We start from the raw sequence: 23,360 nt of genomic DNA on the forward strand, positions 1-23,360 counted from the left end.
AATCGAATGGATTACTTAGTTAAAGCGTTAGCATATGACGGAAAAGTCCGAGCATATGCTGCAAACACAACAGATACAATCAATGAAGCACAAAGAAGACACCATACATGGCCAACAGCATCAGCAGCGATTGGCAGAACAATGACAGCTACAGTCATGATGGGTGCTATGCTGAAAGGCGAAAATAAGCTAACGGTCAAAATTGAAGGCGGTGGACCAATCGGTGCCATCATTGCTGATGGAAACGCAAAAGGTCAGGTGCGCGGATATGTCTCAAACCCACAAGTCCACTTTGACTTAAATGAACATGGCAAGCTGGATGTCAGACGTGCAGTCGGGACATCTGGAACGTTGAGTGTTGTCAAAGATATCGGACTGAAAGATCACTTTACAGGACAAACGGAGATCGACTCAGGTGAAATTGGAGACGACTTCACTTATTATCTTGTCTCTTCTGAGCAAGTGCCTTCCTCTGTAGGCGTAGGGGTTCTGGTCAATCCAGATAACTCGATCCTTGCAGCAGGCGGTTTCATCATTCAATTGCTGCCTGGAACAGAAGATGCTGTCATCGAAAGATTAGAAAAGCGGCTCTCAACCATTGAACCCATTTCTAAACTCATTGAAAAAGGGATGACACCAGAAGAAATTTTAGAAGAAGTACTCGGAGAAAAACCTCAAATTTTAGAAACTGTACCTGTCGAATTCTCTTGTAACTGCTCAAAAGAACGTTTTGCTAATGGCATTATCAGCCTAGGGAAAGCCGAAATTGACGACATGATTGAACAAGACGGACAAGCAGAAGCTCAATGCCATTTTTGTAACGAAACGTATGTATTTACAAAAGAAGAGCTAGAAGAGCTGCGTGAAGAAATAACCCGCTAAGCTCTAAGCAGCGGGTTTTCTTTTTAGAATGGAAAGGAGACGAAAAATGAGACTAAAAGCAAGAGTGGTATGGACATTTATCCTCGTGTTGCTTATGATCAATGCCGTTGTCATTGCATATGTATTAACAAAGTCGCAAATGTCACAGGCTTCTTCAAATGGGAAGAGCGGTGAAGAAATTGCGTCGATTGGAAAAGAGAAGGTGACGCGTCAAGAATGGTTAAAGAAGATGGAAGACCGCTATGGCAAGGCAACACTTGAGCAAATGATTAATCAGAAGGTGGTCAATCAGCTTGCGAAAGAAAACAAGCTTGAGGTGTCTTCAAAAGAGATCAATCGTGAATTGCTCATGCTTAAAGCGGTATCTAATAATTTCTACGAAGATGGACATACAAGTGAAAAAGATTGGAAAGAACAGATTCGTTATCAAATTTTATTAGAGCAGCTTTTAACGAGAGATGCTGTTGTTTCTGAAAAAGAAGCGAAATCCTTTTATGAAAAAAACAAGGACTTATATCAATATGATGATTCATACCGTATTCGTCATATCGTCGTGAAGACAAAAGGCGAAGCTGAAAATGTATTGAAGGATCTGAAAGGCGGATCTAGCTTCGAAGCGGTGGCAGCTGAACGCTCCATTGACCGCTACACCTCTCCATATGGCGGAGATCTTGGGTTTGTGACAGAAGAACAAGAAAGTATCCCAGCCCTATACATACAGGAAGCTCAAAAGCTTCAGCCAGACGAATGGACAAAAGAACCGATCGAGACCAAAAACGGGTATGCCATTATTCAACTAAAAGAAAAATTAGATGGCCGCTCCTTCTCTTATGAAGAAGTCAAAGATCAGATCAAAAGGCAGATTGCCATGGAAGACCTAGGTGAAAAGGCGAATGTCAAAACCCTGTGGAAAGAAGCAAAAGTCACATGGTTTTACGATGGCGAGCAGGACTAAAAGCATTGACAAAATTTTTTGAAATTGATAATTTAATATTAATGCAATAAAATTACTCGGAGATAGAGGTGTTAGTGATGGCTCGTATTGCAAATTCAGTTTTTGAACTAATAGGAAATACACCAGTCGTTAAATTAAACCGTTTAGTAGATGAAGACAGTGCGGATGTCTACTTGAAACTTGAATATATGAACCCGGGCAGCAGTGTAAAAGATCGTATTGCGTTAGCGATGATCGAAGATGCTGAAGCGAAAGGTACTTTAAAAGCCGGCGACACGCTCATCGAACCAACAAGCGGAAACACAGGGATCGGTCTTGCGATGGTAGCGGCAGCTAAAGGAATTAACGCAATTCTAGTGATGCCAGACACAATGAGTCAGGAGCGCCGCAACCTTTTACGCGCTTATGGAGCAGAGCTTGTATTAACACCAGGTGCAGAAGGAATGAAAGGTGCCATCAAAAAGGCAGAAGAATTGGCAGAAGAGCATGGTTACTTCATGCCTCAGCAATTTAGCAACGAAGCCAATGCGGAGATTCACCGTCGTACTACAGGAAAAGAAATTCTTGAACAGTTTGACGGCGAGCTTGATGCATTTATTGCAGGTGTTGGTACGGGCGGCACGATTACGGGTGCTGGTGAAGTCCTAAAAGAAGCCATCCCATCGATTCAGCTTTATGCGGTAGAGCCGACAGATTCTCCTGTATTATCAGGCGGAAAGCCAGGCCCGCATAAAATCCAAGGGATAGGAGCAGGTTTTATCCCTTCAATCTTGAACACGGAAGTATATGACGGTATTATCCAAGTGAAAAACGAAGATGCATTTGAGCTTGCTAGAAAAGCAGCGAAAGAGGAAGGGATCCTTGGCGGTATTTCTTCAGGAGCAGCTATTTACGCAGCACTTCAAACAGCGAAGAAGCTTGGTAAAGGGAAAAAGGTTCTGGCAATCATCCCAAGTAATGGGGAGCGTTACCTCAGTACACCTCTTTATCAATTCGATTAAACCAATTACCCCAGCATTTGCTGGGGTTTTTTTGTGAAATCTGTAGATGGAAAGCAAATACTATTTTCTAAATAAATTGGATTGCATTACAATAAGATTAATGAAAATGAAAAAGGATGATAACATGACACAACGCAGGCCGATGGGCATCAAAATTCCTTTTACGAAAGATGCTTTCCTGAAAAGATACGAACAATTAACTACTGGCGAAACACACCATGTTCTTCTTGAAAGTGCTCGCGGCGGTTCATACAGCATTGCTGGCATTCACCCGATCGCTAAAGCGAAGGGGAAAGACGGGATGACAACCATCCATTATCAAGATGAGGTGCTGTTCAAAGAAGGCGATCCATTCAGAGCGTTTACGGATTGGTTCCAAACCCTTCAAACCGAAATGAATGAGGAATATCCTGATTTTCAAGGCGGGGCGATTGGATTTTTAAGCTATGATTATGCAAGATATATCGAGCATTTTAAAATGCTGTCCATTGATGACCTGAAAACACCTGATCTTTATTTTCTCGTATTTAATGATGTTGCGGTCTTTGATCATGAAGAAAACGTGCTGTGGCTGATCACTCACACAGAAGGAACGGAACCTGTGAGTGACACTCATCAAAGACTCGAAGATTTGAAGCGAAAGTGGACAAGCTCTTCAGAAGAATCAGCGCAATCTCCTGTTCATGAATCTTCTGCAGAATTTGTACCAGCAGCACCGTTTACCGAAGAAACCTTTGGAGAAGCAGTAGAGAAAATTAAGCAATATATCGCAAGCGGTGATGTGTTCCAAGTGAATTTATCCATCAGACAAGATGAACAGCTCCACACACATCCGTATGATTTATACAAAACGTTACGTCAAGTCAATCCATCTCCGTATATGTCTTATCTGCACACGCCTGATTTCCAGATTGTTTGTGGATCTCCAGAGCTGCTTATTAAGAAAAAGGGGAATCAATTAGAAACAAGACCGATTGCGGGTACAAGATCAAGAGGCAAAGACGACGCTGAGGATCAAGCGCTGGCAAAAGAGCTCATTGAAAATGAAAAAGAACGCGCAGAGCATGTGATGCTCGTGGATCTTGAGCGGAATGACCTTGGACGCGTGTCTACTTATGGCTCAGTAAAAGTGAACGAATTTATGGCGATTGAGAAATATTCACACGTGATGCACATTGTATCCAACGTACAAGGGGAACTGCGTGATGATTGTGATGCAGTAGATGTCATGAGAGCTGTATTCCCAGGCGGAACAATTACAGGTGCTCCAAAGGTGAGAACAATGGAAATCATAGAAGAGCTTGAGCCGACAAGGCGTGGGCTTTATACTGGATCTATAGGCTGGTTTGGATTCAATCAAGATATGCACTTTAACATCGTCATTCGTACGGCGTATTGTACTGAAGGCAAAGCCTTTATGCAGTCGGGTGCTGGGATCGTCATCGATTCTGTACCAAAGCACGAATACAAAGAATCGATTAAAAAAGCCTATGCAGTGAAAAAAGCATTACAGTTGAGCAAAGAAGAGACTATTTTGAGTTAGAGGTGAGCAGAGCATGATATTAATGATTGATAATTATGATTCATTTACGTACAACCTGGTCCAGTATTTAGGTGAGCTTGGAGAAGAATTGATCGTGAAACGGAATGATCAAGTAACCATTCAAGAAATCGAAGAGCTTAAACCAGATTTTCTCATGATTTCTCCAGGGCCATGCAGTCCTGATGAAGCGGGAATTAGTATGGAGGCGATCAAGCACTTTGCGGGAAGTATTCCGATCTTCGGTGTGTGTCTAGGTCATCAATCCATTGCGCAAGTCTTTGGCGGGGATGTCGTTCGTGCAGAGCGCTTAATGCACGGTAAAACGTCAGAGATTGCACATGACGGAAAAGGCGTCTTCACTGGACTCCAAAATCCGCTTGTCGCAACGAGATATCATTCATTAATTGTCAAAAACGAGACGCTGCCGGAGTGCTTTGACGCAACAGCCAGCACAAAGGAAGGCGAGCTCATGGCCATTCGCCATAAAGAGCTGCCAATTGAAAGTGTACAGTTTCATCCTGAATCGATTATGACGTCCTTCGGAAAAGAAATGCTTAAAAATTTCATTGAAACCTATCGTAAAAAGGGGCATGAAGTAAACGCATGATCATTTATCTGAACGGTCAGTATATAGAGGAGAAAGACGCGACTCTTTCTCCTTTTGATCATGGTTTTCTATATGGCATCGGTGTATTCGAAACATTTACCAGCCTGGCAGGACAAGTCTTTCTGTTAGATTGGCACCTTGAAAGGATCAATGAATCATTGCGTGACCTTTGCATCGAATCCACAATAGAGAAACCATTTGTACTCGACATCATTCATACCTTACTGAATAAAAACGAAATAGCCGGTGGTCATGCGAGAATTCGCTTCAATGTTTCTGCGGGCAGAGGCAATGGATTTTCTGCAGATCCTTATGAAGAGCCTGTCGTTTTTGTCATGATCTCTCCATTCCGGCCCGAATCTGTTTTAGATGAGAAGCAGGGAGTCATTCTTCAAACGAGGAGAAATACGCCGGAAGGTCCAAGGCGCCTCAAGTCTCATCATTATATGAACAACCTGCTGGCTAAAAGAGAAGTGGGAAATGATGCATCGTTAGAAGGCATCTTTTTAACAAAAGAAAATGATGTGGCAGAAGGAATTACCTCCAATATATTTTGGCGAAAAGGTGATGTGATCTATACACCGTCACTTGATACAGGAATTTTAAATGGAGTCACTCGCCGATATTGTATTGAAACGCTTCAAGCTATGGGGACTTCACTAAAAGTAGGGCGATACCCAGTCTCGCAATTGCTATCAGCTGATGAGGCATGGATGACCAATTCTGTTCAGGGGATTGTGCCCTTCAGCAGTATAGGAGAAATTTCCTTGCCTCAAAACAGCCGGATCATCTCAACAAAGTTGAGAACGCAATATACAAAAGAACGTCTAGATCATAAAGAGTAGGTGGACACAATGACACAACAAGTGATAAAACAGCCTAAAATCATACAAGCCAAGCACCACACCCTTAGTTATGAAGAAAAGACATTGGTCATGGGCATTTTAAATGTCACACCTGACTCTTTTTCAGATGGAGGAAAGTTTAATCAAGTGGATAAAGCGCTGGCTCATGCAGCACAGCTGATAGAAGACGGGGCGCATATGATTGATATTGGCGGAGAATCGACTCGCCCAGGAGCGGCACTTGTCTCAGAACAAGAGGAGCTTTCAAGAGTCATTCCCGTCATTGAAAAGATCACTAAAGAATTGGATGTACCGATTTCCATTGATACGTATAAAGCCCATGTTGCAGATGAAGCGGTGAAAGCTGGAGCTTCCATCATTAATGATGTATGGGGAGCGAAGGCAGATCCTCAAATGGCGCATGTGGCAGCGAAGCACAATGTGCCGATTATTTTAATGCACAATCGGCCAGAGCGAAACTACACACATCTGATTTCAGATATGATCGCAGATTTGAAAGAAAGTGTTCAAATTGCGAAACAAGCGGGTGTCCGTGATGACATGATCATATTAGATCCAGGTGTAGGTTTTGCGAAAAATAAAGAGGACAACCTGATGGTCATGAATGAGCTCGAACATTTTTGTCACCTTGGTTATCCACTGCTCTTAGCTACATCTCGAAAACGATTCATCGGAGCTGTCTTAGACCTGCCGCCTGAAGAACGTACGGAAGGAACGGGGGCTACGGTCTGCCTTGGGATTCAAAAAGGCAGTGCGATGGTTCGCGTACATGATGTAAAAGAAATCGCAAGAATGGCAAAAATGATGGATGCCATGCTGAATAAGGGAGGCGCTTATCATCGATAAAGTATATGTAAATGGAATGGAATTTTACGGCTACCACGGCGTATTTGCAGAAGAAAATAAATTAGGACAGCGATTCCGTGTGGATTTAACAGCTTCACTTGATTTAAGTAAAGCCGGACAAACTGATGACCTCAATGAGACCATTAATTATGCAGAGCTCTACCAAATCTGCAAAAGCATTGTAGAAGGTGAATCAGTCAACCTCGTTGAAACACTGACAGAAAGAATTGCGAACCAAGTGTTAAAGGACTTTCCGACAGTTCAGGAATGTACAGTAAAGGTAATCAAACCAGATCCGCCAATTCCAGGACACTATCAGTCCGTTGCAATTGAAATGACGAGATCACGCACATGAACAATACTGCATACATCGCTTTAGGATCGAACATAGGTAAAAAGGAAACCTATTTAAAAGAAGCTGTCAAAAAACTGCACGAACATCCAGAGGTTCAAGTAGAATTGATCTCCTCTATATATGAAACAACACCTGTAGGTTACGAAAACCAAGATGACTTTTTAAATATGGCTGTGAAAATTTCCACTTCGCTTCGTCCAAATGAACTACTGGCACTTACTCAGAAAATCGAGCAAGAGTTAGGCAGAACAAGAGAAGTGAGATGGGGACCGCGAACGGCTGACCTTGACATTTTACTTTATAATCGTGAAAATATTGAAACAGAACAGCTTGTAGTACCACATCCTAGAATGTACGAACGTTTATTCGTTCTTGTTCCGATGAGTGAGATTTGCCCAGAAATCGGCGAAGTACAAATAAATGCCGTAACAGACCAAGAAGGTGTAAGCATATGGAAAAAGACATGTGGGGTAGAAGAATTCGTGCATACCGAAAGCTAAAAGGGTATACTCAGGAAGGGTTCGCGAAAAGACTAGGCATCTCTGTCTCTGTCTTAGGAGAAATTGAGCGAGGCAATCGATTACCAACAAACCAATTGGTTGGTCAAATAGCAGATGCTTTAAATATAACGGTGGAAGAACTTTCGCCAATTCTTGAAGAAGGAAGGAGGGGAAATGATGTTTAAAATCGGAGATATCGACATTAAAAACAAAGTGGTGCTCGCGCCTATGGCTGGTGTGTGCAACTCTGCCTTCAGACTGACAGTTAAAGAGTTTGGAGCGGGTTTAGTCTGCGCTGAAATGGTCAGTGACAAGGCGATCCTGATCAACAATGCAAGAACAATGGGTATGCTATACATTGATGAACGGGAAAAGCCTTTGAGCCTTCAGATATTTGGAGGTGAAAAAGACACACTCGTCGAAGCGGCAAAGTTTGTAGACCAGAACACCACAGCGGACATTATTGATATTAACATGGGCTGTCCTGTACCGAAGATTACGAAATGTGATGCAGGAGCGAAATGGCTGCTTGATCCAAACAAGATTTATGAAATGGTCTCTGCTGTTGTAGATGCTGTAGATAAACCTGTTACGGTGAAAATGAGAATGGGCTGGGACGAAGATCATATCTTCGCTATCGACAATGCCCGTGCTGTTGAACGAGCAGGTGGACAAGCGGTTGCGCTTCACGGACGGACACGTGTGCAGATGTACGAAGGAACAGCGAATTGGGATATTATAAAAGAGGTCAAACAATCTGTTTCCATTCCTGTCATCGGCAATGGAGATGTCAAAACCCCTCAAGATGCAAAACGAATGCTTGATGAAACGGGTGTAGATGCTGTCATGATCGGAAGAGCCGCGCTAGGAAACCCGTGGATGATCTATCGAACGGTTCATTATTTAGAAACGGGTGAACTAAAAGAAGAGCCAAATGTACGTGAGAAGATGTCAGTGTGCAAACTTCACTTAGACAGACTCATTGACCTAAAAGGCGAACACGTGGCTGTCAGAGAAATGAGAAAGCACGCAGCATGGTACTTAAAAGGTGTCCGAGGCAATGCGGACGTAAGAAATCAAATCAATCAAAGTGAAACGAGAGCGGAGCTTGTACAAGTTCTTGATGACTTTACGATCGAAGCCGAGGCAAAAGAGCTTCAAAGTATAAAAGTAGGATAAGACTATCTTTCTTTTTGTAGCTCACTGCTAGTGCATGTACTGGCAGTTTTTCTGCTTTTCTCTGCAAAATAAATTATTGGAGTGATATAAATGAGTAATGAAGGGCTTAATAACGAAGAATTAAATGACCAATTCCAGGTCAGACGTGACAAAATGAATAAAATGAGAGAAGAGGGTATCGATCCATTCGGTGAACGATATGACCGTTCTCATCAATCCGCACAAATTATCGCTGAATTTGATGAGTTTTCTAAAGAAGACTTAGAAGAAAAGTCTGCCCAAGTGACAATCGCTGGACGTATGATGACAAAGCGAGGAAAAGGGAAAGCTGGCTTTGCGCATATACAAGACTTAGAAGGACAAATTCAAATATACGTTCGTAAAGATAGTGTAGGAGAAGAAGCTTACGAGTTATTCAAAAGCTCAGACCTAGGCGATATCATCGGTGTAACAGGAATGGTATTTAAAACGAACGTAGGAGAACTTTCTATTAAAGCGACTAGCTTTGAGGTTCTCACAAAAGCACTTCGCCCGCTTCCTGATAAATATCATGGACTCAAAGATGTTGAACAACGTTATCGTCAGCGCTACCTTGACCTGATTGTAAATCCAGAAAGTAAGCAGACGTTCATCATGCGAAGCAAGATCATTCAATCCATGAGAAGATACTTAGATTCTAAAGGATACCTAGAAGTTGAAACACCAACAATGCACAGCATCCCTGGTGGTGCATCAGCACGTCCTTTCATTACTCATCACAATGCACTGGATATGCCGCTTTATATGCGTATTGCGATTGAACTGCACTTAAAACGCCTGATTGTCGGTGGTCTAGAGAAAGTATACGAGATTGGCCGTGTATTCCGTAACGAAGGTGTATCAACTCGTCATAACCCAGAATTCACTATGATCGAGCTGTACGAAGCTTACGCAGATTACAAAGACATCATGAACCTAACTGAAAACCTGATTGCTCATATTGCCGAAGAGGTACTAGGAACAACCACTATTCAATATGGAGAAGATGAAATTGATCTCAAGCCTGAATGGAAGAGACTCCATATGGTTGAAGCGGTCAAAGAAGCAACTGGTGTAGACTTCTGGCAGGAGATGTCTGTTGAAGAAGCGAAGCAGCATGCCGCTGATCACGGAATTGAAATCACGAAAAACATGACAGTAGGTCATATCATCAATGAGTTCTTCGAGCAAAAAGTAGAAGAAACATTGGTTCAGCCTACATTTATTTACGGACACCCAGTGGAGATTTCTCCATTAGCTAAGAAAAATCCTGAAGACCCTCGCTTCACTGATCGCTTTGAACTATTTATCGTACGCCGTGAGCATGCTAATGCATTCACAGAGCTTAACGATCCAATCGATCAAAGAGAACGATTCGAAGCTCAATTAAAAGAACGTGAAGAAGGGAATGACGAAGCGCATCTAATGGATGACGATTTTGTTGAAGCATTAGAATATGGTATGCCTCCAACAGGCGGTCTAGGAATCGGTATCGACCGGTTAATCATGCTATTAACAAATTCTCCATCAATCAGAGATGTACTGCTTTTCCCACAAATGAGAAACCGTTAATACATCACTCAAAGCGCCATTTTAACTATGGTGCTTTTTATTTTTCATAAAATGAAACTTTTTTTAAAAAAACTATTGCAAGGAAAGAATCAAGATGGTATATTATTATTCGTTGCCGCAAAACAGCAACGAGGTTAAAAAAGAAATTGAAAAAAGTTCTTGACTTTAACCGATACGAAATGTTATGATATTAAAGTCGCTTACGAGCGATAACGAAAATGATCTTTGAAAACTAAACAAGACAAAACGTACCTGTTAATTCGAGTTTTTATAAAAAAATCCTATGATACATCATAGGTAGTCAGTCAAACACTGACGAAAAACAAAACTTCGGTTTTGTACTTTTTCGGAGAGTTTGATCCTGGCTCAGGACGAACGCTGGCGGCGTGCCTAATACATGCAAGTCGAGCGGACAGAAGGGAGCTTGCTCCCGGATGTTAGCGGCGGACGGGTGAGTAACACGTGGGTAACCTGCCTGTAAGACTGGGATAACTCCGGGAAACCGGAGCTAATACCGGATAGTTCCTTGAACCGCATGGTTCAAGGATGAAAGACGGTTTCGGCTGTCACTTACAGATGGACCCGCGGCGCATTAGCTAGTTGGTGGGGTAATGGCTCACCAAGGCGACGATGCGTAGCCGACCTGAGAGGGTGATCGGCCACACTGGGACTGAGACACGGCCCAGACTCCTACGGGAGGCAGCAGTAGGGAATCTTCCGCAATGGACGAAAGTCTGACGGAGCAACGCCGCGTGAGTGATGAAGGTTTTCGGATCGTAAAGCTCTGTTGTTAGGGAAGAACAAGTGCGAGAGTAACTGCTCGCACCTTGACGGTACCTAACCAGAAAGCCACGGCTAACTACGTGCCAGCAGCCGCGGTAATACGTAGGTGGCAAGCGTTGTCCGGAATTATTGGGCGTAAAGGGCTCGCAGGCGGTTTCTTAAGTCTGATGTGAAAGCCCCCGGCTCAACCGGGGAGGGTCATTGGAAACTGGGAAACTTGAGTGCAGAAGAGGAGAGTGGAATTCCACGTGTAGCGGTGAAATGCGTAGAGATGTGGAGGAACACCAGTGGCGAAGGCGACTCTCTGGTCTGTAACTGACGCTGAGGAGCGAAAGCGTGGGGAGCGAACAGGATTAGATACCCTGGTAGTCCACGCCGTAAACGATGAGTGCTAAGTGTTAGGGGGTTTCCGCCCCTTAGTGCTGCAGCTAACGCATTAAGCACTCCGCCTGGGGAGTACGGTCGCAAGACTGAAACTCAAAGGAATTGACGGGGGCCCGCACAAGCGGTGGAGCATGTGGTTTAATTCGAAGCAACGCGAAGAACCTTACCAGGTCTTGACATCCTCTGACAACCCTAGAGATAGGGCTTTCCCTTCGGGGACAGAGTGACAGGTGGTGCATGGTTGTCGTCAGCTCGTGTCGTGAGATGTTGGGTTAAGTCCCGCAACGAGCGCAACCCTTGATCTTAGTTGCCAGCATTTAGTTGGGCACTCTAAGGTGACTGCCGGTGACAAACCGGAGGAAGGTGGGGATGACGTCAAATCATCATGCCCCTTATGACCTGGGCTACACACGTGCTACAATGGACAGAACAAAGGGCTGCGAGACCGCAAGGTTTAGCCAATCCCATAAATCTGTTCTCAGTTCGGATCGCAGTCTGCAACTCGACTGCGTGAAGCTGGAATCGCTAGTAATCGCGGATCAGCATGCCGCGGTGAATACGTTCCCGGGCCTTGTACACACCGCCCGTCACACCACGAGAGTTTGCAACACCCGAAGTCGGTGAGGTAACCTTTATGGAGCCAGCCGCCGAAGGTGGGGCAGATGATTGGGGTGAAGTCGTAACAAGGTAGCCGTATCGGAAGGTGCGGCTGGATCACCTCCTTTCTAAGGATATATGGAGCAGCGTACGTTTTCGTCTTGTTTAGTTTTGAAGGATCATTCCTTCAAGATATGTCTCTAGCGAGACAGGATTGTTCTTTGAAAACTAGATAACAATAAGTAATACATTCACATTGAATGCAATGCAAAGTTCATCACACATAGTGATTCTTTCTAAAGTAAGAAATGGTTAAGTTAGAAAGGGCGCACGGTGGATGCCTTGGCACTAGGAGCCGATGAAGGACGGGACGAACACCGATATGCTTCGGGGAGCTGTAAGCAAGCTTTGATCCGGAGATTTCCGAATGGGGAAACCCACTGCTCGTAATGGAGTAGTATCCATACTTGAATACATAGAGTATGAGAAGGCATACCCGGGGAACTGAAACATCTAAGTACCCGGAGGAAGAGAAAGCAAATGCGATTCCCTGAGTAGCGGCGAGCGAAACGGGAACAGCCCAAACCAAGAGGCTTGCCTCTTGGGGTTGTAGGACACTCTATACGGAGTTACAAAGGAACGATATAAGCGAAGAGGTCTGGAAAGGCCCGCCAAAGAAGGTAACAGCCCTGTAACTGAAATGTTGTTCTCTCCAGAGTGGATCCTGAGTACGGCGGAACACGTGAAATTCCGTCGGAATCCGGGAGGACCATCTCCCAAGGCTAAATACTCCCTAGTGACCGATAGTGAACCAGTACCGTGAGGGAAAGGTGAAAAGCACCCCGGAAGGGGAGTGAAATAGATCCTGAAACCGTGTGCCTACAAGTAGTCAGAGCCCGTTAATGGGTGATGGCGTGCCTTTTGTAGAATGAACCGGCGAGTTACGATCCCGTGCAAGGTTAAGCAGAAGATGCGGAGCCGCAGCGAAAGCGAGTCTGAATAGGGCGCATGAGTACGTGGTCGTAGACCCGAAACCAGGTGATCTACCCATGTCCAGGGTGAAGTTCAGGTAACACTGAATGGAGGCCCGAACCCACGCACGTTGAAAAGTGCGGGGATGAGGTGTGGGTAGGGGTGAAATGCCAATCGAACCTGGAGATAGCTGGTTCTCTCCGAAATAGCTTTAGGGCTAGCCTCAAGGTAAGAGTCTCGGAGGTAGAGCACTGATTGGACTAGGGGCCCCTACCGGGTTACCGAATTCAGTCAAACTCCGAATGCCGATGACTTATCCTTGGGAGTCAGACTGCGAGTGATAAGATCCGTAGTCGAAAGGGAAACAGCCCAGACCGCCAGCTAAGGTCCCAAAGTATACGTTAAGTGGAAAAGGATGTGGAGTTGCTTAGACAACCAGGATGTTGGCTTAGAAGCAGCCACCATTTAAAGAGTGCGTAATAGCTCACTGGTCGAGTGACTCTGCGCCGAAAATGTACCGGGGCTAAACGTATCACCGAAGCTGCGGACTGTTCTGACGAACAGTGGTAGGAGAGCGTTCTAAGTGCTGTGAAGTCAGACCGGAAGGACTGGTGGAGCGCTTAGAAGTGAGAATGCCGGTATGAGTAGCGAAAGACGGGTGAGAATCCCGTCCACCGAATGCCTAAGGTTTCCTGAGGAAGGCTCGTCCGCTCAGGGTTAGTCGGGACCTAAGCCGAGGCCGAAAGGCGTAGGCGATGGACAACAGGTTGATATTCCTGTACCACCTCCTCACCATTTGAGCAATGGGGGGACGCAGGAGGATAGGGTAAGCGCGGTATTGGATATCCGCGTCCAAGCAGTTAGGCTGGGAAATAGGCAAATCCGTTTCCCGTAAAGGCTGAGCTGTGATGGCGAGCGAAATTTAGTAGCGAAGTTCCTGATTCCACACTGCCAAGAAAAGCCTCTAGCGAGGTGAGAGGTGCCCGTACCGCAAACCGACACAGGTAGGCGAGGAGAGAATCCTAAGGTGATCGAGAGAACTCTCGTTAAGGAACTCGGCAAAATGACCCCGTAACTTCGGGAGAAGGGGTGCTTCTTAGGGTGTTAAAGCCCCGAGAAGCCGCAGTGAATAGGCCCAGGCGACTGTTTAGCAAAAACACAGGTCTCTGCGAAGCCGTAAGGCGAAGTATAGGGGCTGACGCCTGCCCGGTGCTGGAAGGTTAAGAGGAGCGCTTAGCGTAAGCGAAGGTGCGAATTGAAGCCCCAGTAAACGGCGGCCGTAACTATAACGGTCCTAAGGTAGCGAAATTCCTTGTCGGGTAAGTTCCGACCCGCACGAAAGGCGCAACGATCTGGGCACTGTCTCAACGAGAGACTCGGTGAAATTATAGTACCTGTGAAGATGCAGGTTACCCGCGACAGGACGGAAAGACCCCGTGGAGCTTTACTGCAGCCTGATATTGAATGTTGGTACAGCTTGTACAGGATAGGTAGGAGCCTTGGAAACCGGAGCGCTAGCTTCGGTGGAGGCATCGGTGGGATACTACCCTGGCTGTATTGACCTTCTAACCCGCTGCCCTTATCGGGCAGGGAGACAGTGTCAGGTGGGCAGTTTGACTGGGGCGGTCGCCTCCTAAAATGTAACGGAGGCGCCCAAAGGTTCCCTCAGAATGGTTGGAAATCATTCGCAGAGTGTAAAGGCACAAGGGAGCTTGACTGCGAGACCTACAAGTCGAGCAGGGACGAAAGTCGGGCTTAGTGATCCGGTGGTTCCGCATGGAAGGGCCATCGCTCAACGGATAAAAGCTACCCCGGGGATAACAGGCTTATCTCCCCCAAGAGTCCACATCGACGGGGAGGTTTGGCACCTCGATGTCGGCTCATCGCATCCTGGGGCTGTAGTCGGTCCCAAGGGTTGGGCTGTTCGCCCATTAAAGCGGTACGCGAGCTGGGTTCAGAACGTCGTGAGACAGTTCGGTCCCTATCCGTCGCGGGCGCAGGAAATTTGAGAGGAGCTGTCCTTAGTACGAGAGGACCGGGATGGACGCACCGCTGGTGTACCAGTTGTTCTGCCAAGGGCATCGCTGGGTAGCTATGTGCGGACGGGATAAGTGCTGAAAGCATCTAAGCATGAAGCCCCCCTCAAGATGAGATTTCCCATTCCGCAAGGAAGTAAGATCCCTGAAAGATGATCAGGTTGATAGGTCTGAGGTGGAAGCGTGGTGACACGTGGAGCTGACAGATACTAATAGATCGAGGACTTAACCTATATTCTAATGTGAAGCATGAACATTGTTATCTAGTTTTGAGAGAACATTCTCTCCATCAGGTTTGGTGGCGATAGCGAAGAGGTCACACCCGTTCCCATACCGAACACGGAAGTTAAGCTCTTCAGCGCCGATGGTAGTTGGGGGTCTCCCCCTGTGAGAGTAGGACGCCGCCAAGCTCTTCTAAGGACCAGTTCCATACGGAACTGGTCTTTTTTGTGTTTTTGAAAAAATTACTTCTATTAAATCACTTTGTAAAGTGAGAAGTGATGATTTAGTAAATGCCTTATCGATAAGTTGATCTTTCTGTCCGTCTCACTTTCATGTATTTTCATTGAACAACGCAGCTGTTGTTGTGGGTCGGCCGTTCAATTCGTTTAGGATGAAGATCAAAAGCATAGAAAGCAGCTAATAAGAATTTTCTTTGGCAGCCAGATACAGAGGACTATTTAGAGACACACTAGATGACTGAGTATCGCAACACTTACAGTTGAATTTTTCGCTCGCTCTAAGTAAGAATAAGAAAGAATCAACACTAACTTGATACCCTAGTAACACTTTGATATTGAAGATAGTAAAGAAACAGCATCATTTAAGGATATTTTTACATGAAAATGATTTCTCAGAAAAATAAAATAATAAAAGAATTCCTTCTCTAAATGATTTGTATGAGAAGATATATTGAATAAAATAAGCATGTAAAAAGCTTGAAAAGGGTAATTTCCCATCAATAAAGCTTTATTAGAGCCCTTTTTAACAAAAAAACATAAAAAGATGAAAAAAAGACTTTTAAAATGATGAGACAAGTGGTAGAATTCTTTAGGTGCCTTAACGAAAAGATGAAAAAACAACGTTAAAATAAATTCAAAAATTATTTTAAAAAAGTCTTTACAAACAATATCTTATCGTTATATAATACTATTTGTCGGATCGAGAGACATTCGAAATGACAACACAATATGGAGGATTAGCTCAGCTGGGAGAGCATCTGCCTTACAAGCAGAGGGTCGGCGGTTCGAGCCCGTCATCCTCCACCATATTTATTCTTACATAATGTTAGAATAGATAAAGCCGGTGTAGCTCAACTGGTAGAGCAACTGACTTGTAATCAGTAGGTTGGGGGTTCAAGTCCTCTTGCCGGCACCACTTTCATATGGTAAGATAGACAAGTCGCTTTTAAAGAGAGCCATTAGCTCAGTTGGTAGAGCATCTGACTTTTAATCAGAGGGTCGAAGGTTCGAGTCCTTCATGGCTCACCATGTTTCATGCGGGTGTGGCGGAATTGGCAGACGCGCTAGACTTAGGATCTAGTGTCTTTATGACGTGGGGGTTCAAGTCCCTTCACCCGCATTGCCAAATAACATAAAGAAATCCTGTAATGCGGAAGTAGTTCAGTGGTAGAACACCACCTTGCCAAGGTGGGGGTCGCGGGTTCGAATCCCGTCTTCCGCTTATACCATCCACGCCGGGGTGGTGGAATTGGCAGACACACAGGACTTAAAATCCTGCGGTAGGTGACTACCGTGCCGGTTCAAGTCCGGCCCTCGGCATTATAAAAATAAGCGCCCGTAGCTCAATTGGATAGAGCGTTTGACTACGGATCAAAAGGTTAGGGGTTCGACTCCTCTCGGGCGCGCCATTAAGATCGGGAAGTAGCTCAGCTTGGTAGAGCACTTGGTTTGGGACCAAGGGGTCGCAGGTTCGAATCCTGTCTTCCCGACCATCTTTTATGGGGCCTTAGCTCAGCTGGGAGAGCGCCTGCCTTGCACGCAGGAGGTCAGCGGTTCGATCCCGCTAGGCTCCACCAATATGATCTTTGAAAACTAAACAAGACAAAACGTACCTGTTAATTCGAGTTTTTATAAAAAAATCCTATGATATATCATAGGTAGTCAGTCAAACTGGCGAGGCAGGAAATGATCACATGCTAAGTTCGCTACATCGTGTAGCAACGCATGTGTGATATGCATCCTGCATACCTCGGAGAGTTTGATCCTGGCTCAGGACGAACGCTGGCGGCGTGCCTAATACATGCAAGTCGAGCGGACAGAAGGGAGCTTGCTCCCGGATGTTAGCGGCGGACGGGTGAGTAACACGTGGGTAACCTGCCTGTAAGACTGGGATAACTCCGGGAAACCGGAGCTAATACCGGATAGTTCCTTGAACCGCATGGTTCAAGGATGAAAGACGGTTTCGGCTGTCACTTACAGATGGACCCGCGGCGCATTAGCTAGTTGGTGGGGTAATGGCTCACCAAGGCGACGATGCGTAGCCGACCTGAGAGGGTGATCGGCCACACTGGGACTGAGACACGGCCCAGACTCCTACGGGAGGCAGCAGTAGGGAATCTTCCGCAATGGACGAAAGTCTGACGGAGCAACGCCGCGTGAGTGATGAAGGTTTTCGGATCGTAAAGCTCTGTTGTTAGGGAAGAACAAGTGCGAGAGTAACTGCTCGCACCTTGACGGTACCTAACCAGAAAGCCACGGCTAACTACGTGCCAGCAGCCGCGGTAATACGTAGGTGGCAAGCGTTGTCCGGAATTATTGGGCGTAAAGGGCTCGCAGGCGGTTTCTTAAGTCTGATGTGAAAGCCCCCGGCTCAACCGGGGAGGGTCATTGGAAACTGGGAAACTTGAGTGCAGAAGAGGAGAGTGGAATTCCACGTGTAGCGGTGAAATGCGTAGAGATGTGGAGGAACACCAGTGGCGAAGGCGACTCTCTGGTCTGTAACTGACGCTGAGGAGCGAAAGCGTGGGGAGCGAACAGGATTAGATACCCTGGTAGTCCACGCCGTAAACGATGAGTGCTAAGTGTTAGGGGGTTTCCGCCCCTTAGTGCTGCAGCTAACGCATTAAGCACTCCGCCTGGGGAGTACGGTCGCAAGACTGAAACTCAAAGGAATTGACGGGGGCCCGCACAAGCGGTGGAGCATGTGGTTTAATTCGAAGCAACGCGAAGAACCTTACCAGGTCTTGACATCCTCTGACAACCCTAGAGATAGGGCTTTCCCTTCGGGGACAGAGTGACAGGTGGTGCATGGTTGTCGTCAGCTCGTGTCGTGAGATGTTGGGTTAAGTCCCGCAACGAGCGCAACCCTTGATCTTAGTTGCCAGCATTTAGTTGGGCACTCTAAGGTGACTGCCGGTGACAAACCGGAGGAAGGTGGGGATGACGTCAAATCATCATGCCCCTTATGACCTGGGCTACACACGTGCTACAATGGACAGAACAAAGGGCTGCGAGACCGCAAGGTTTAGCCAATCCCATAAATCTGTTCTCAGTTCGGATCGCAGTCTGCAACTCGACTGCGTGAAGCTGGAATCGCTAGTAATCGCGGATCAGCATGCCGCGGTGAATACGTTCCCGGGCCTTGTACACACCGCCCGTCACACCACGAGAGTTTGCAACACCCGAAGTCGGTGAGGTAACCTTTATGGAGCCAGCCGCCGAAGGTGGGGCAGATGATTGGGGTGAAGTCGTAACAAGGTAGCCGTATCGGAAGGTGCGGCTGGATCACCTCCTTTCTAAGGATATATGGAGCAGCGTACGTTTTCGTCTTGTTTAGTTTTGAAGGATCATTCCTTCAAGATATGTCTCTAGCGAGACAGGATTGTTCTTTGAAAACTAGATAACAATAAGTAATACATTCACATTGAATGCAATGCAAAGTTCATCACACATAGTGATTCTTTCTAAAGTAAGAAATGGTTAAGTTAGAAAGGGCGCACGGTGGATGCCTTGGCACTAGGAGCCGATGAAGGACGGGACGAACACCGATATGCTTCGGGGAGCTGTAAGCAAGCTTTGATCCGGAGATTTCCGAATGGGGAAACCCACTGCTCGTAATGGAGTAGTATCCATACTTGAATACATAGAGTATGAGAAGGCATACCCGGGGAACTGAAACATCTAAGTACCCGGAGGAAGAGAAAGCAAATGCGATTCCCTGAGTAGCGGCGAGCGAAACGGGAACAGCCCAAACCAAGAGGCTTGCCTCTTGGGGTTGTAGGACACTCTATACGGAGTTACAAAGGAACGATATAAGCGAAGAGGTCTGGAAAGGCCCGCCAAAGAAGGTAACAGCCCTGTAACTGAAATGTTGTTCTCTCCAGAGTGGATCCTGAGTACGGCGGAACACGTGAAATTCCGTCGGAATCCGGGAGGACCATCTCCCAAGGCTAAATACTCCCTAGTGACCGATAGTGAACCAGTACCGTGAGGGAAAGGTGAAAAGCACCCCGGAAGGGGAGTGAAATAGATCCTGAAACCGTGTGCCTACAAGTAGTCAGAGCCCGTTAATGGGTGATGGCGTGCCTTTTGTAGAATGAACCGGCGAGTTACGATCCCGTGCAAGGTTAAGCAGAAGATGCGGAGCCGCAGCGAAAGCGAGTCTGAATAGGGCGCATGAGTACGTGGTCGTAGACCCGAAACCAGGTGATCTACCCATGTCCAGGGTGAAGTTCAGGTAACACTGAATGGAGGCCCGAACCCACGCACGTTGAAAAGTGCGGGGATGAGGTGTGGGTAGGGGTGAAATGCCAATCGAACCTGGAGATAGCTGGTTCTCTCCGAAATAGCTTTAGGGCTAGCCTCAAGGTAAGAGTCTCGGAGGTAGAGCACTGATTGGACTAGGGGCCCCTACCGGGTTACCGAATTCAGTCAAACTCCGAATGCCGATGACTTATCCTTGGGAGTCAGACTGCGAGTGATAAGATCCGTAGTCGAAAGGGAAACAGCCCAGACCGCCAGCTAAGGTCCCAAAGTATACGTTAAGTGGAAAAGGATGTGGAGTTGCTTAGACAACCAGGATGTTGGCTTAGAAGCAGCCACCATTTAAAGAGTGCGTAATAGCTCACTGGTCGAGTGACTCTGCGCCGAAAATGTACCGGGGCTAAACGTATCACCGAAGCTGCGGACTGTTCTGACGAACAGTGGTAGGAGAGCGTTCTAAGTGCTGTGAAGTCAGACCGGAAGGACTGGTGGAGCGCTTAGAAGTGAGAATGCCGGTATGAGTAGCGAAAGACGGGTGAGAATCCCGTCCACCGAATGCCTAAGGTTTCCTGAGGAAGGCTCGTCCGCTCAGGGTTAGTCGGGACCTAAGCCGAGGCCGAAAGGCGTAGGCGATGGACAACAGGTTGATATTCCTGTACCACCTCCTCACCATTTGAGCAATGGGGGGACGCAGGAGGATAGGGTAAGCGCGGTATTGGATATCCGCGTCCAAGCAGTTAGGCTGGGAAATAGGCAAATCCGTTTCCCGTAAAGGCTGAGCTGTGATGGCGAGCGAAATTTAGTAGCGAAGTTCCTGATTCCACACTGCCAAGAAAAGCCTCTAGCGAGGTGAGAGGTGCCCGTACCGCAAACCGACACAGGTAGGCGAGGAGAGAATCCTAAGGTGATCGAGAGAACTCTCGTTAAGGAACTCGGCAAAATGACCCCGTAACTTCGGGAGAAGGGGTGCTTCTTAGGGTGTTAAAGCCCCGAGAAGCCGCAGTGAATAGGCCCAGGCGACTGTTTAGCAAAAACACAGGTCTCTGCGAAGCCGTAAGGCGAAGTATAGGGGCTGACGCCTGCCCGGTGCTGGAAGGTTAAGAGGAGCGCTTAGCGTAAGCGAAGGTGCGAATTGAAGCCCCAGTAAACGGCGGCCGTAACTATAACGGTCCTAAGGTAGCGAAATTCCTTGTCGGGTAAGTTCCGACCCGCACGAAAGGCGCAACGATCTGGGCACTGTCTCAACGAGAGACTCGGTGAAATTATAGTACCTGTGAAGATGCAGGTTACCCGCGACAGGACGGAAAGACCCCGTGGAGCTTTACTGCAGCCTGATATTGAATGTTGGTACAGCTTGTACAGGATAGGTAGGAGCCTTGGAAACCGGAGCGCTAGCTTCGGTGGAGGCATCGGTGGGATACTACCCTGGCTGTATTGACCTTCTAACCCGCTGCCCTTATCGGGCAGGGAGACAGTGTCAGGTGGGCAGTTTGACTGGGGCGGTCGCCTCCTAAAATGTAACGGAGGCGCCCAAAGGTTCCCTCAGAATGGTTGGAAATCATTCGCAGAGTGTAAAGGCACAAGGGAGCTTGACTGCGAGACCTACAAGTCGAGCAGGGACGAAAGTCGGGCTTAGTGATCCGGTGGTTCCGCATGGAAGGGCCATCGCTCAACGGATAAAAGCTACCCCGGGGATAACAGGCTTATCTCCCCCAAGAGTCCACATCGACGGGGAGGTTTGGCACCTCGATGTCGGCTCATCGCATCCTGGGGCTGTAGTCGGTCCCAAGGGTTGGGCTGTTCGCCCATTAAAGCGGTACGCGAGCTGGGTTCAGAACGTCGTGAGACAGTTCGGTCCCTATCCGTCGCGGGCGCAGGAAATTTGAGAGGAGCTGTCCTTAGTACGAGAGGACCGGGATGGACGCACCGCTGGTGTACCAGTTGTTCTGCCAAGGGCATCGCTGGGTAGCTATGTGCGGACGGGATAAGTGCTGAAAGCATCTAAGCATGAAGCCCCCCTCAAGATGAGATTTCCCATTCCGCAAGGAAGTAAGATCCCTGAAAGATGATCAGGTTGATAGGTCTGAGGTGGAAGCGTGGTGACACGTGGAGCTGACAGATACTAATAGATCGAGGACTTAACCTATATTCTAATGTGAAGCATGAACATTGTTATCTAGTTTTGAGAGAACATTCTCTCCATCAGGTTTGGTGGCGATAGCGAAGAGGTCACACCCGTTCCCATACCGAACACGGAAGTTAAGCTCTTCAGCGCCGATGGTAGTTGGGGGTCTCCCCCTGTGAGAGTAGGACGCCGCCAAGCTCTTCTAAGGACCAGTTCCATACGGAACTGGTTTTTTTTGTGTTTTTGAGAGGTTTGACACCATATAAATGTGGAAATAATATTCTTAGTTGAGCGATTATCTTGAAAAATCGATTGAAAAAATTTATAGTAAGGTTAAAGTCAAATATAGTCAAAGTCAATGGAGGAGGAGGCGGAGTGGCACAAAATATTTCTGATATCATCGAGCAGTATTTGAAGGAAGTCTTGGATCAGAATGGTCGAGAAATATTAGAAATTAAGCGCAATGAAATTGCAGATAAGTTTCAATGCGTACCTTCACAAATTAACTATGTTATCAATACACGCTTTACGAGCGAGAGAGGCTATATCGTTGAAAGTAAGCGTGGCGGCGGTGGCTATATCCGCATCATTAAAGTCAAAATGAATGATGAAGTCGACTTATTGAACAACATTATTTCCCAAATATATCATCGTTTATCACAGGCTGCCTCTGATCATATCATCATGCGTCTTGTAGAAAATAATATTTTATCTGAAAGAGAAGCAAAGATGATGATCAGTGTCATGGACCGTTCTGTTTTGCACATTGATTTACCTGAACGAGATGAATTGAGAGCTCGGATGATGAAAGCGATGTTAAATGCTTTGAAATTAAAGTAAAGCGGGTGAAAAGATTGATTTGTCAAGAATGCAATGAGAGACCAGCCACTTTTCACTTTACGAAAGTTATAAATGGAGAAAAACAAGAAATGCACATATGTGAACAATGTGCAAAAGAAAACAGTGATTCATATGCTATGAGTGGAAACCAAGGTTTCTCGATTCACAACTTATTATCAGGTTTATTGAATATTGATCCTAGCTTTACCACAAGTGCTAATAAGGGATCTTCTATTTTTCAAGAAGCGAGAGAAGTGGATCAATGTCCTAAGTGTGGCTTAACCTTTCAACAATTCAGAAAAACAGGCCGTTTTGGCTGTGCAGAATGCTATCGTTCATTTGATCAGTATCTGAACCCTGTTTTACGGAAAGTCCATAGTGGAAATACAGTCCATAATGGAAAAGTGCCTAAACGGATTGCCGGCAGTCTTCATGTCCGCCGGAAACTTGAGTTGATGCAGCAAGAGCTGAAGCAGTTAATTGAACAAGAAGAGTTCGAAAAAGCAGCGGAAGTTCGAGATCAAATTCGTGCACTAGAGCATGAGCAATCTCAGCAGAGGGAGGGAGATTAACAA

General features: G+C 46.3%; 14 protein-coding genes, 9 tRNA genes and 6 rRNA genes. All 29 read left to right on the top strand.

What is annotated here, in order from left to right; all coding sequences use genetic code 11:
• Positions 1 to 6: 6 nt before the first annotated feature.
• The 29 genes from hslO to GKC25_RS00575 all read left to right on the top strand — a co-directional run bounded on the left by hslO (position 7) and on the right by GKC25_RS00575 (position 23,357).
• Positions 7 to 882 (top strand): Hsp33 family molecular chaperone HslO, encoded by an 876-nt coding sequence (gene hslO, locus GKC25_RS00435; protein WP_342689879.1) that lies wholly within the window; start codon positions 7 to 9, stop codon positions 880 to 882.
• 46 nt (positions 883 to 928) lie between these two features.
• Positions 929 to 1,837 (top strand): peptidyl-prolyl cis-trans isomerase, encoded by a 909-nt coding sequence (locus GKC25_RS00440; RefSeq protein ID WP_342689880.1) that lies wholly within the window; start codon positions 929 to 931, stop codon positions 1,835 to 1,837.
• Between the two features lie 77 nt (positions 1,838 to 1,914).
• Positions 1,915 to 2,838, top strand: a complete 924-nt coding sequence (cysK, locus tag GKC25_RS00445; RefSeq protein WP_012008673.1) for a cysteine synthase A — start codon at positions 1,915 to 1,917, stop codon at positions 2,836 to 2,838.
• Positions 2,839 to 2,962: 124 nt separating this feature from the next.
• The gene (gene pabB, locus GKC25_RS00450; RefSeq protein WP_187704279.1) at positions 2,963 to 4,381 is read left to right on the top strand and encodes an aminodeoxychorismate synthase, component I; all 1,419 of its coding nucleotides are present in this window, start codon (positions 2,963 to 2,965) and stop codon (positions 4,379 to 4,381) included.
• 13 nt (positions 4,382 to 4,394) lie between these two features.
• Positions 4,395 to 4,988, top strand: coding sequence for an aminodeoxychorismate/anthranilate synthase component II (gene pabA, locus GKC25_RS00455; protein ID WP_003217897.1), 594 nt, complete (start codon positions 4,395 to 4,397; stop codon positions 4,986 to 4,988).
• A complete protein-coding gene (gene pabC, locus GKC25_RS00460; protein ID WP_342689370.1) occupies positions 4,985 to 5,833 on the top strand; it encodes an aminodeoxychorismate lyase in 849 nt (282 codons plus the stop codon). The genes pabA and pabC overlap by 4 nt, the downstream gene beginning before the upstream one ends.
• A gap of 9 nt (positions 5,834 to 5,842) precedes the next feature.
• Complete coding sequence (folP, locus tag GKC25_RS00465) at positions 5,843 to 6,700, top strand: dihydropteroate synthase (protein WP_034665762.1); 858 nt, start codon at positions 5,843 to 5,845, stop codon at positions 6,698 to 6,700.
• On the top strand, positions 6,693 to 7,055 hold the full coding sequence (gene folB, locus GKC25_RS00470; protein WP_034665765.1) for a dihydroneopterin aldolase: 363 nt from the start codon (positions 6,693 to 6,695) through the stop codon (positions 7,053 to 7,055). Before folP ends, folB begins: the two co-directional genes overlap by 8 nt.
• Positions 7,052 to 7,555 carry a 2-amino-4-hydroxy-6-hydroxymethyldihydropteridine diphosphokinase gene (folK, locus tag GKC25_RS00475; RefSeq protein WP_034665768.1) on the top strand — a complete coding sequence of 168 codons (504 nt, stop codon included), beginning with the start codon at positions 7,052 to 7,054 and terminating at the stop codon, positions 7,553 to 7,555. The genes folB and folK overlap by 4 nt, the downstream gene beginning before the upstream one ends.
• A complete protein-coding gene (locus tag GKC25_RS00480; protein ID WP_034665770.1) occupies positions 7,507 to 7,740 on the top strand; it encodes a helix-turn-helix domain-containing protein in 234 nt (77 codons plus the stop codon). Before folK ends, GKC25_RS00480 begins: the two co-directional genes overlap by 49 nt.
• A complete protein-coding gene (gene dusB / locus GKC25_RS00485; RefSeq protein ID WP_034665771.1) occupies positions 7,733 to 8,734 on the top strand; it encodes a tRNA dihydrouridine synthase DusB in 1,002 nt (333 codons plus the stop codon). The genes GKC25_RS00480 and dusB overlap by 8 nt, the downstream gene beginning before the upstream one ends.
• 90 nt (positions 8,735 to 8,824) lie before the next feature.
• Positions 8,825 to 10,324 (top strand): lysine--tRNA ligase, encoded by a 1,500-nt coding sequence (gene lysS / locus GKC25_RS00490; RefSeq protein WP_034665772.1) that lies wholly within the window; start codon positions 8,825 to 8,827, stop codon positions 10,322 to 10,324.
• Positions 10,325 to 10,667: 343 nt separating this feature from the next.
• Positions 10,668 to 12,216: ribosomal RNA gene (locus GKC25_RS00495) — 16S ribosomal RNA — on the top strand.
• A gap of 182 nt (positions 12,217 to 12,398) precedes the next feature.
• Positions 12,399 to 15,329 (top strand): 23S ribosomal RNA (locus GKC25_RS00500).
• Between the two features lie 61 nt (positions 15,330 to 15,390).
• A 5S ribosomal RNA gene (gene rrf / locus GKC25_RS00505) occupies positions 15,391 to 15,506 on the top strand.
• Between the two features lie 782 nt (positions 15,507 to 16,288).
• Positions 16,289 to 16,364 (top strand) — tRNA-Val (locus GKC25_RS00510).
• Between the two features lie 33 nt (positions 16,365 to 16,397).
• Positions 16,398 to 16,473: transfer RNA gene (locus tag GKC25_RS00515), tRNA-Thr, on the top strand.
• Positions 16,474 to 16,510: 37 nt separating this feature from the next.
• Positions 16,511 to 16,586, top strand: a tRNA-Lys gene (locus GKC25_RS00520).
• A gap of 8 nt (positions 16,587 to 16,594) precedes the next feature.
• Positions 16,595 to 16,677: transfer RNA gene (locus GKC25_RS00525), tRNA-Leu, on the top strand.
• 30 nt (positions 16,678 to 16,707) lie between these two features.
• Positions 16,708 to 16,779, top strand: a tRNA-Gly gene (locus GKC25_RS00530).
• A gap of 12 nt (positions 16,780 to 16,791) precedes the next feature.
• Positions 16,792 to 16,877 (top strand) — tRNA-Leu (locus GKC25_RS00535).
• A 12-nt stretch (positions 16,878 to 16,889) separates the two neighbouring features.
• Positions 16,890 to 16,966: transfer RNA gene (locus GKC25_RS00540), tRNA-Arg, on the top strand.
• A gap of 7 nt (positions 16,967 to 16,973) precedes the next feature.
• Positions 16,974 to 17,050, top strand: a tRNA-Pro gene (locus GKC25_RS00545).
• A gap of 8 nt (positions 17,051 to 17,058) precedes the next feature.
• Positions 17,059 to 17,134: transfer RNA gene (locus tag GKC25_RS00550), tRNA-Ala, on the top strand.
• Positions 17,135 to 17,304: 170 nt separating this feature from the next.
• A 16S ribosomal RNA gene (locus tag GKC25_RS00555) occupies positions 17,305 to 18,853 on the top strand.
• A 182-nt stretch (positions 18,854 to 19,035) separates the two neighbouring features.
• A 23S ribosomal RNA gene (locus GKC25_RS00560) occupies positions 19,036 to 21,966 on the top strand.
• Positions 21,967 to 22,027: 61 nt separating this feature from the next.
• Positions 22,028 to 22,143 (top strand): 5S ribosomal RNA (gene rrf / locus GKC25_RS00565).
• The 16S, 23S and 5S rRNA genes sit together here with 9 tRNA genes alongside, the layout of an rRNA operon.
• 177 nt (positions 22,144 to 22,320) lie before the next feature.
• Positions 22,321 to 22,785, top strand: coding sequence for a CtsR family transcriptional regulator (locus tag GKC25_RS00570; RefSeq protein ID WP_003217184.1), 465 nt, complete (start codon positions 22,321 to 22,323; stop codon positions 22,783 to 22,785).
• A gap of 14 nt (positions 22,786 to 22,799) precedes the next feature.
• Positions 22,800 to 23,357: a UvrB/UvrC motif-containing protein gene (locus GKC25_RS00575; RefSeq protein WP_034665655.1), complete on the top strand. Its 558-nt coding sequence runs from the start codon at positions 22,800 to 22,802 to the stop codon at positions 23,355 to 23,357.
• Positions 23,358 to 23,360 lie beyond the last annotated feature (3 nt).

This window comes from Bacillus pumilus (assembly GCF_038738535.1).
Classification (GTDB): domain Bacteria; phylum Bacillota; class Bacilli; order Bacillales; family Bacillaceae; genus Bacillus.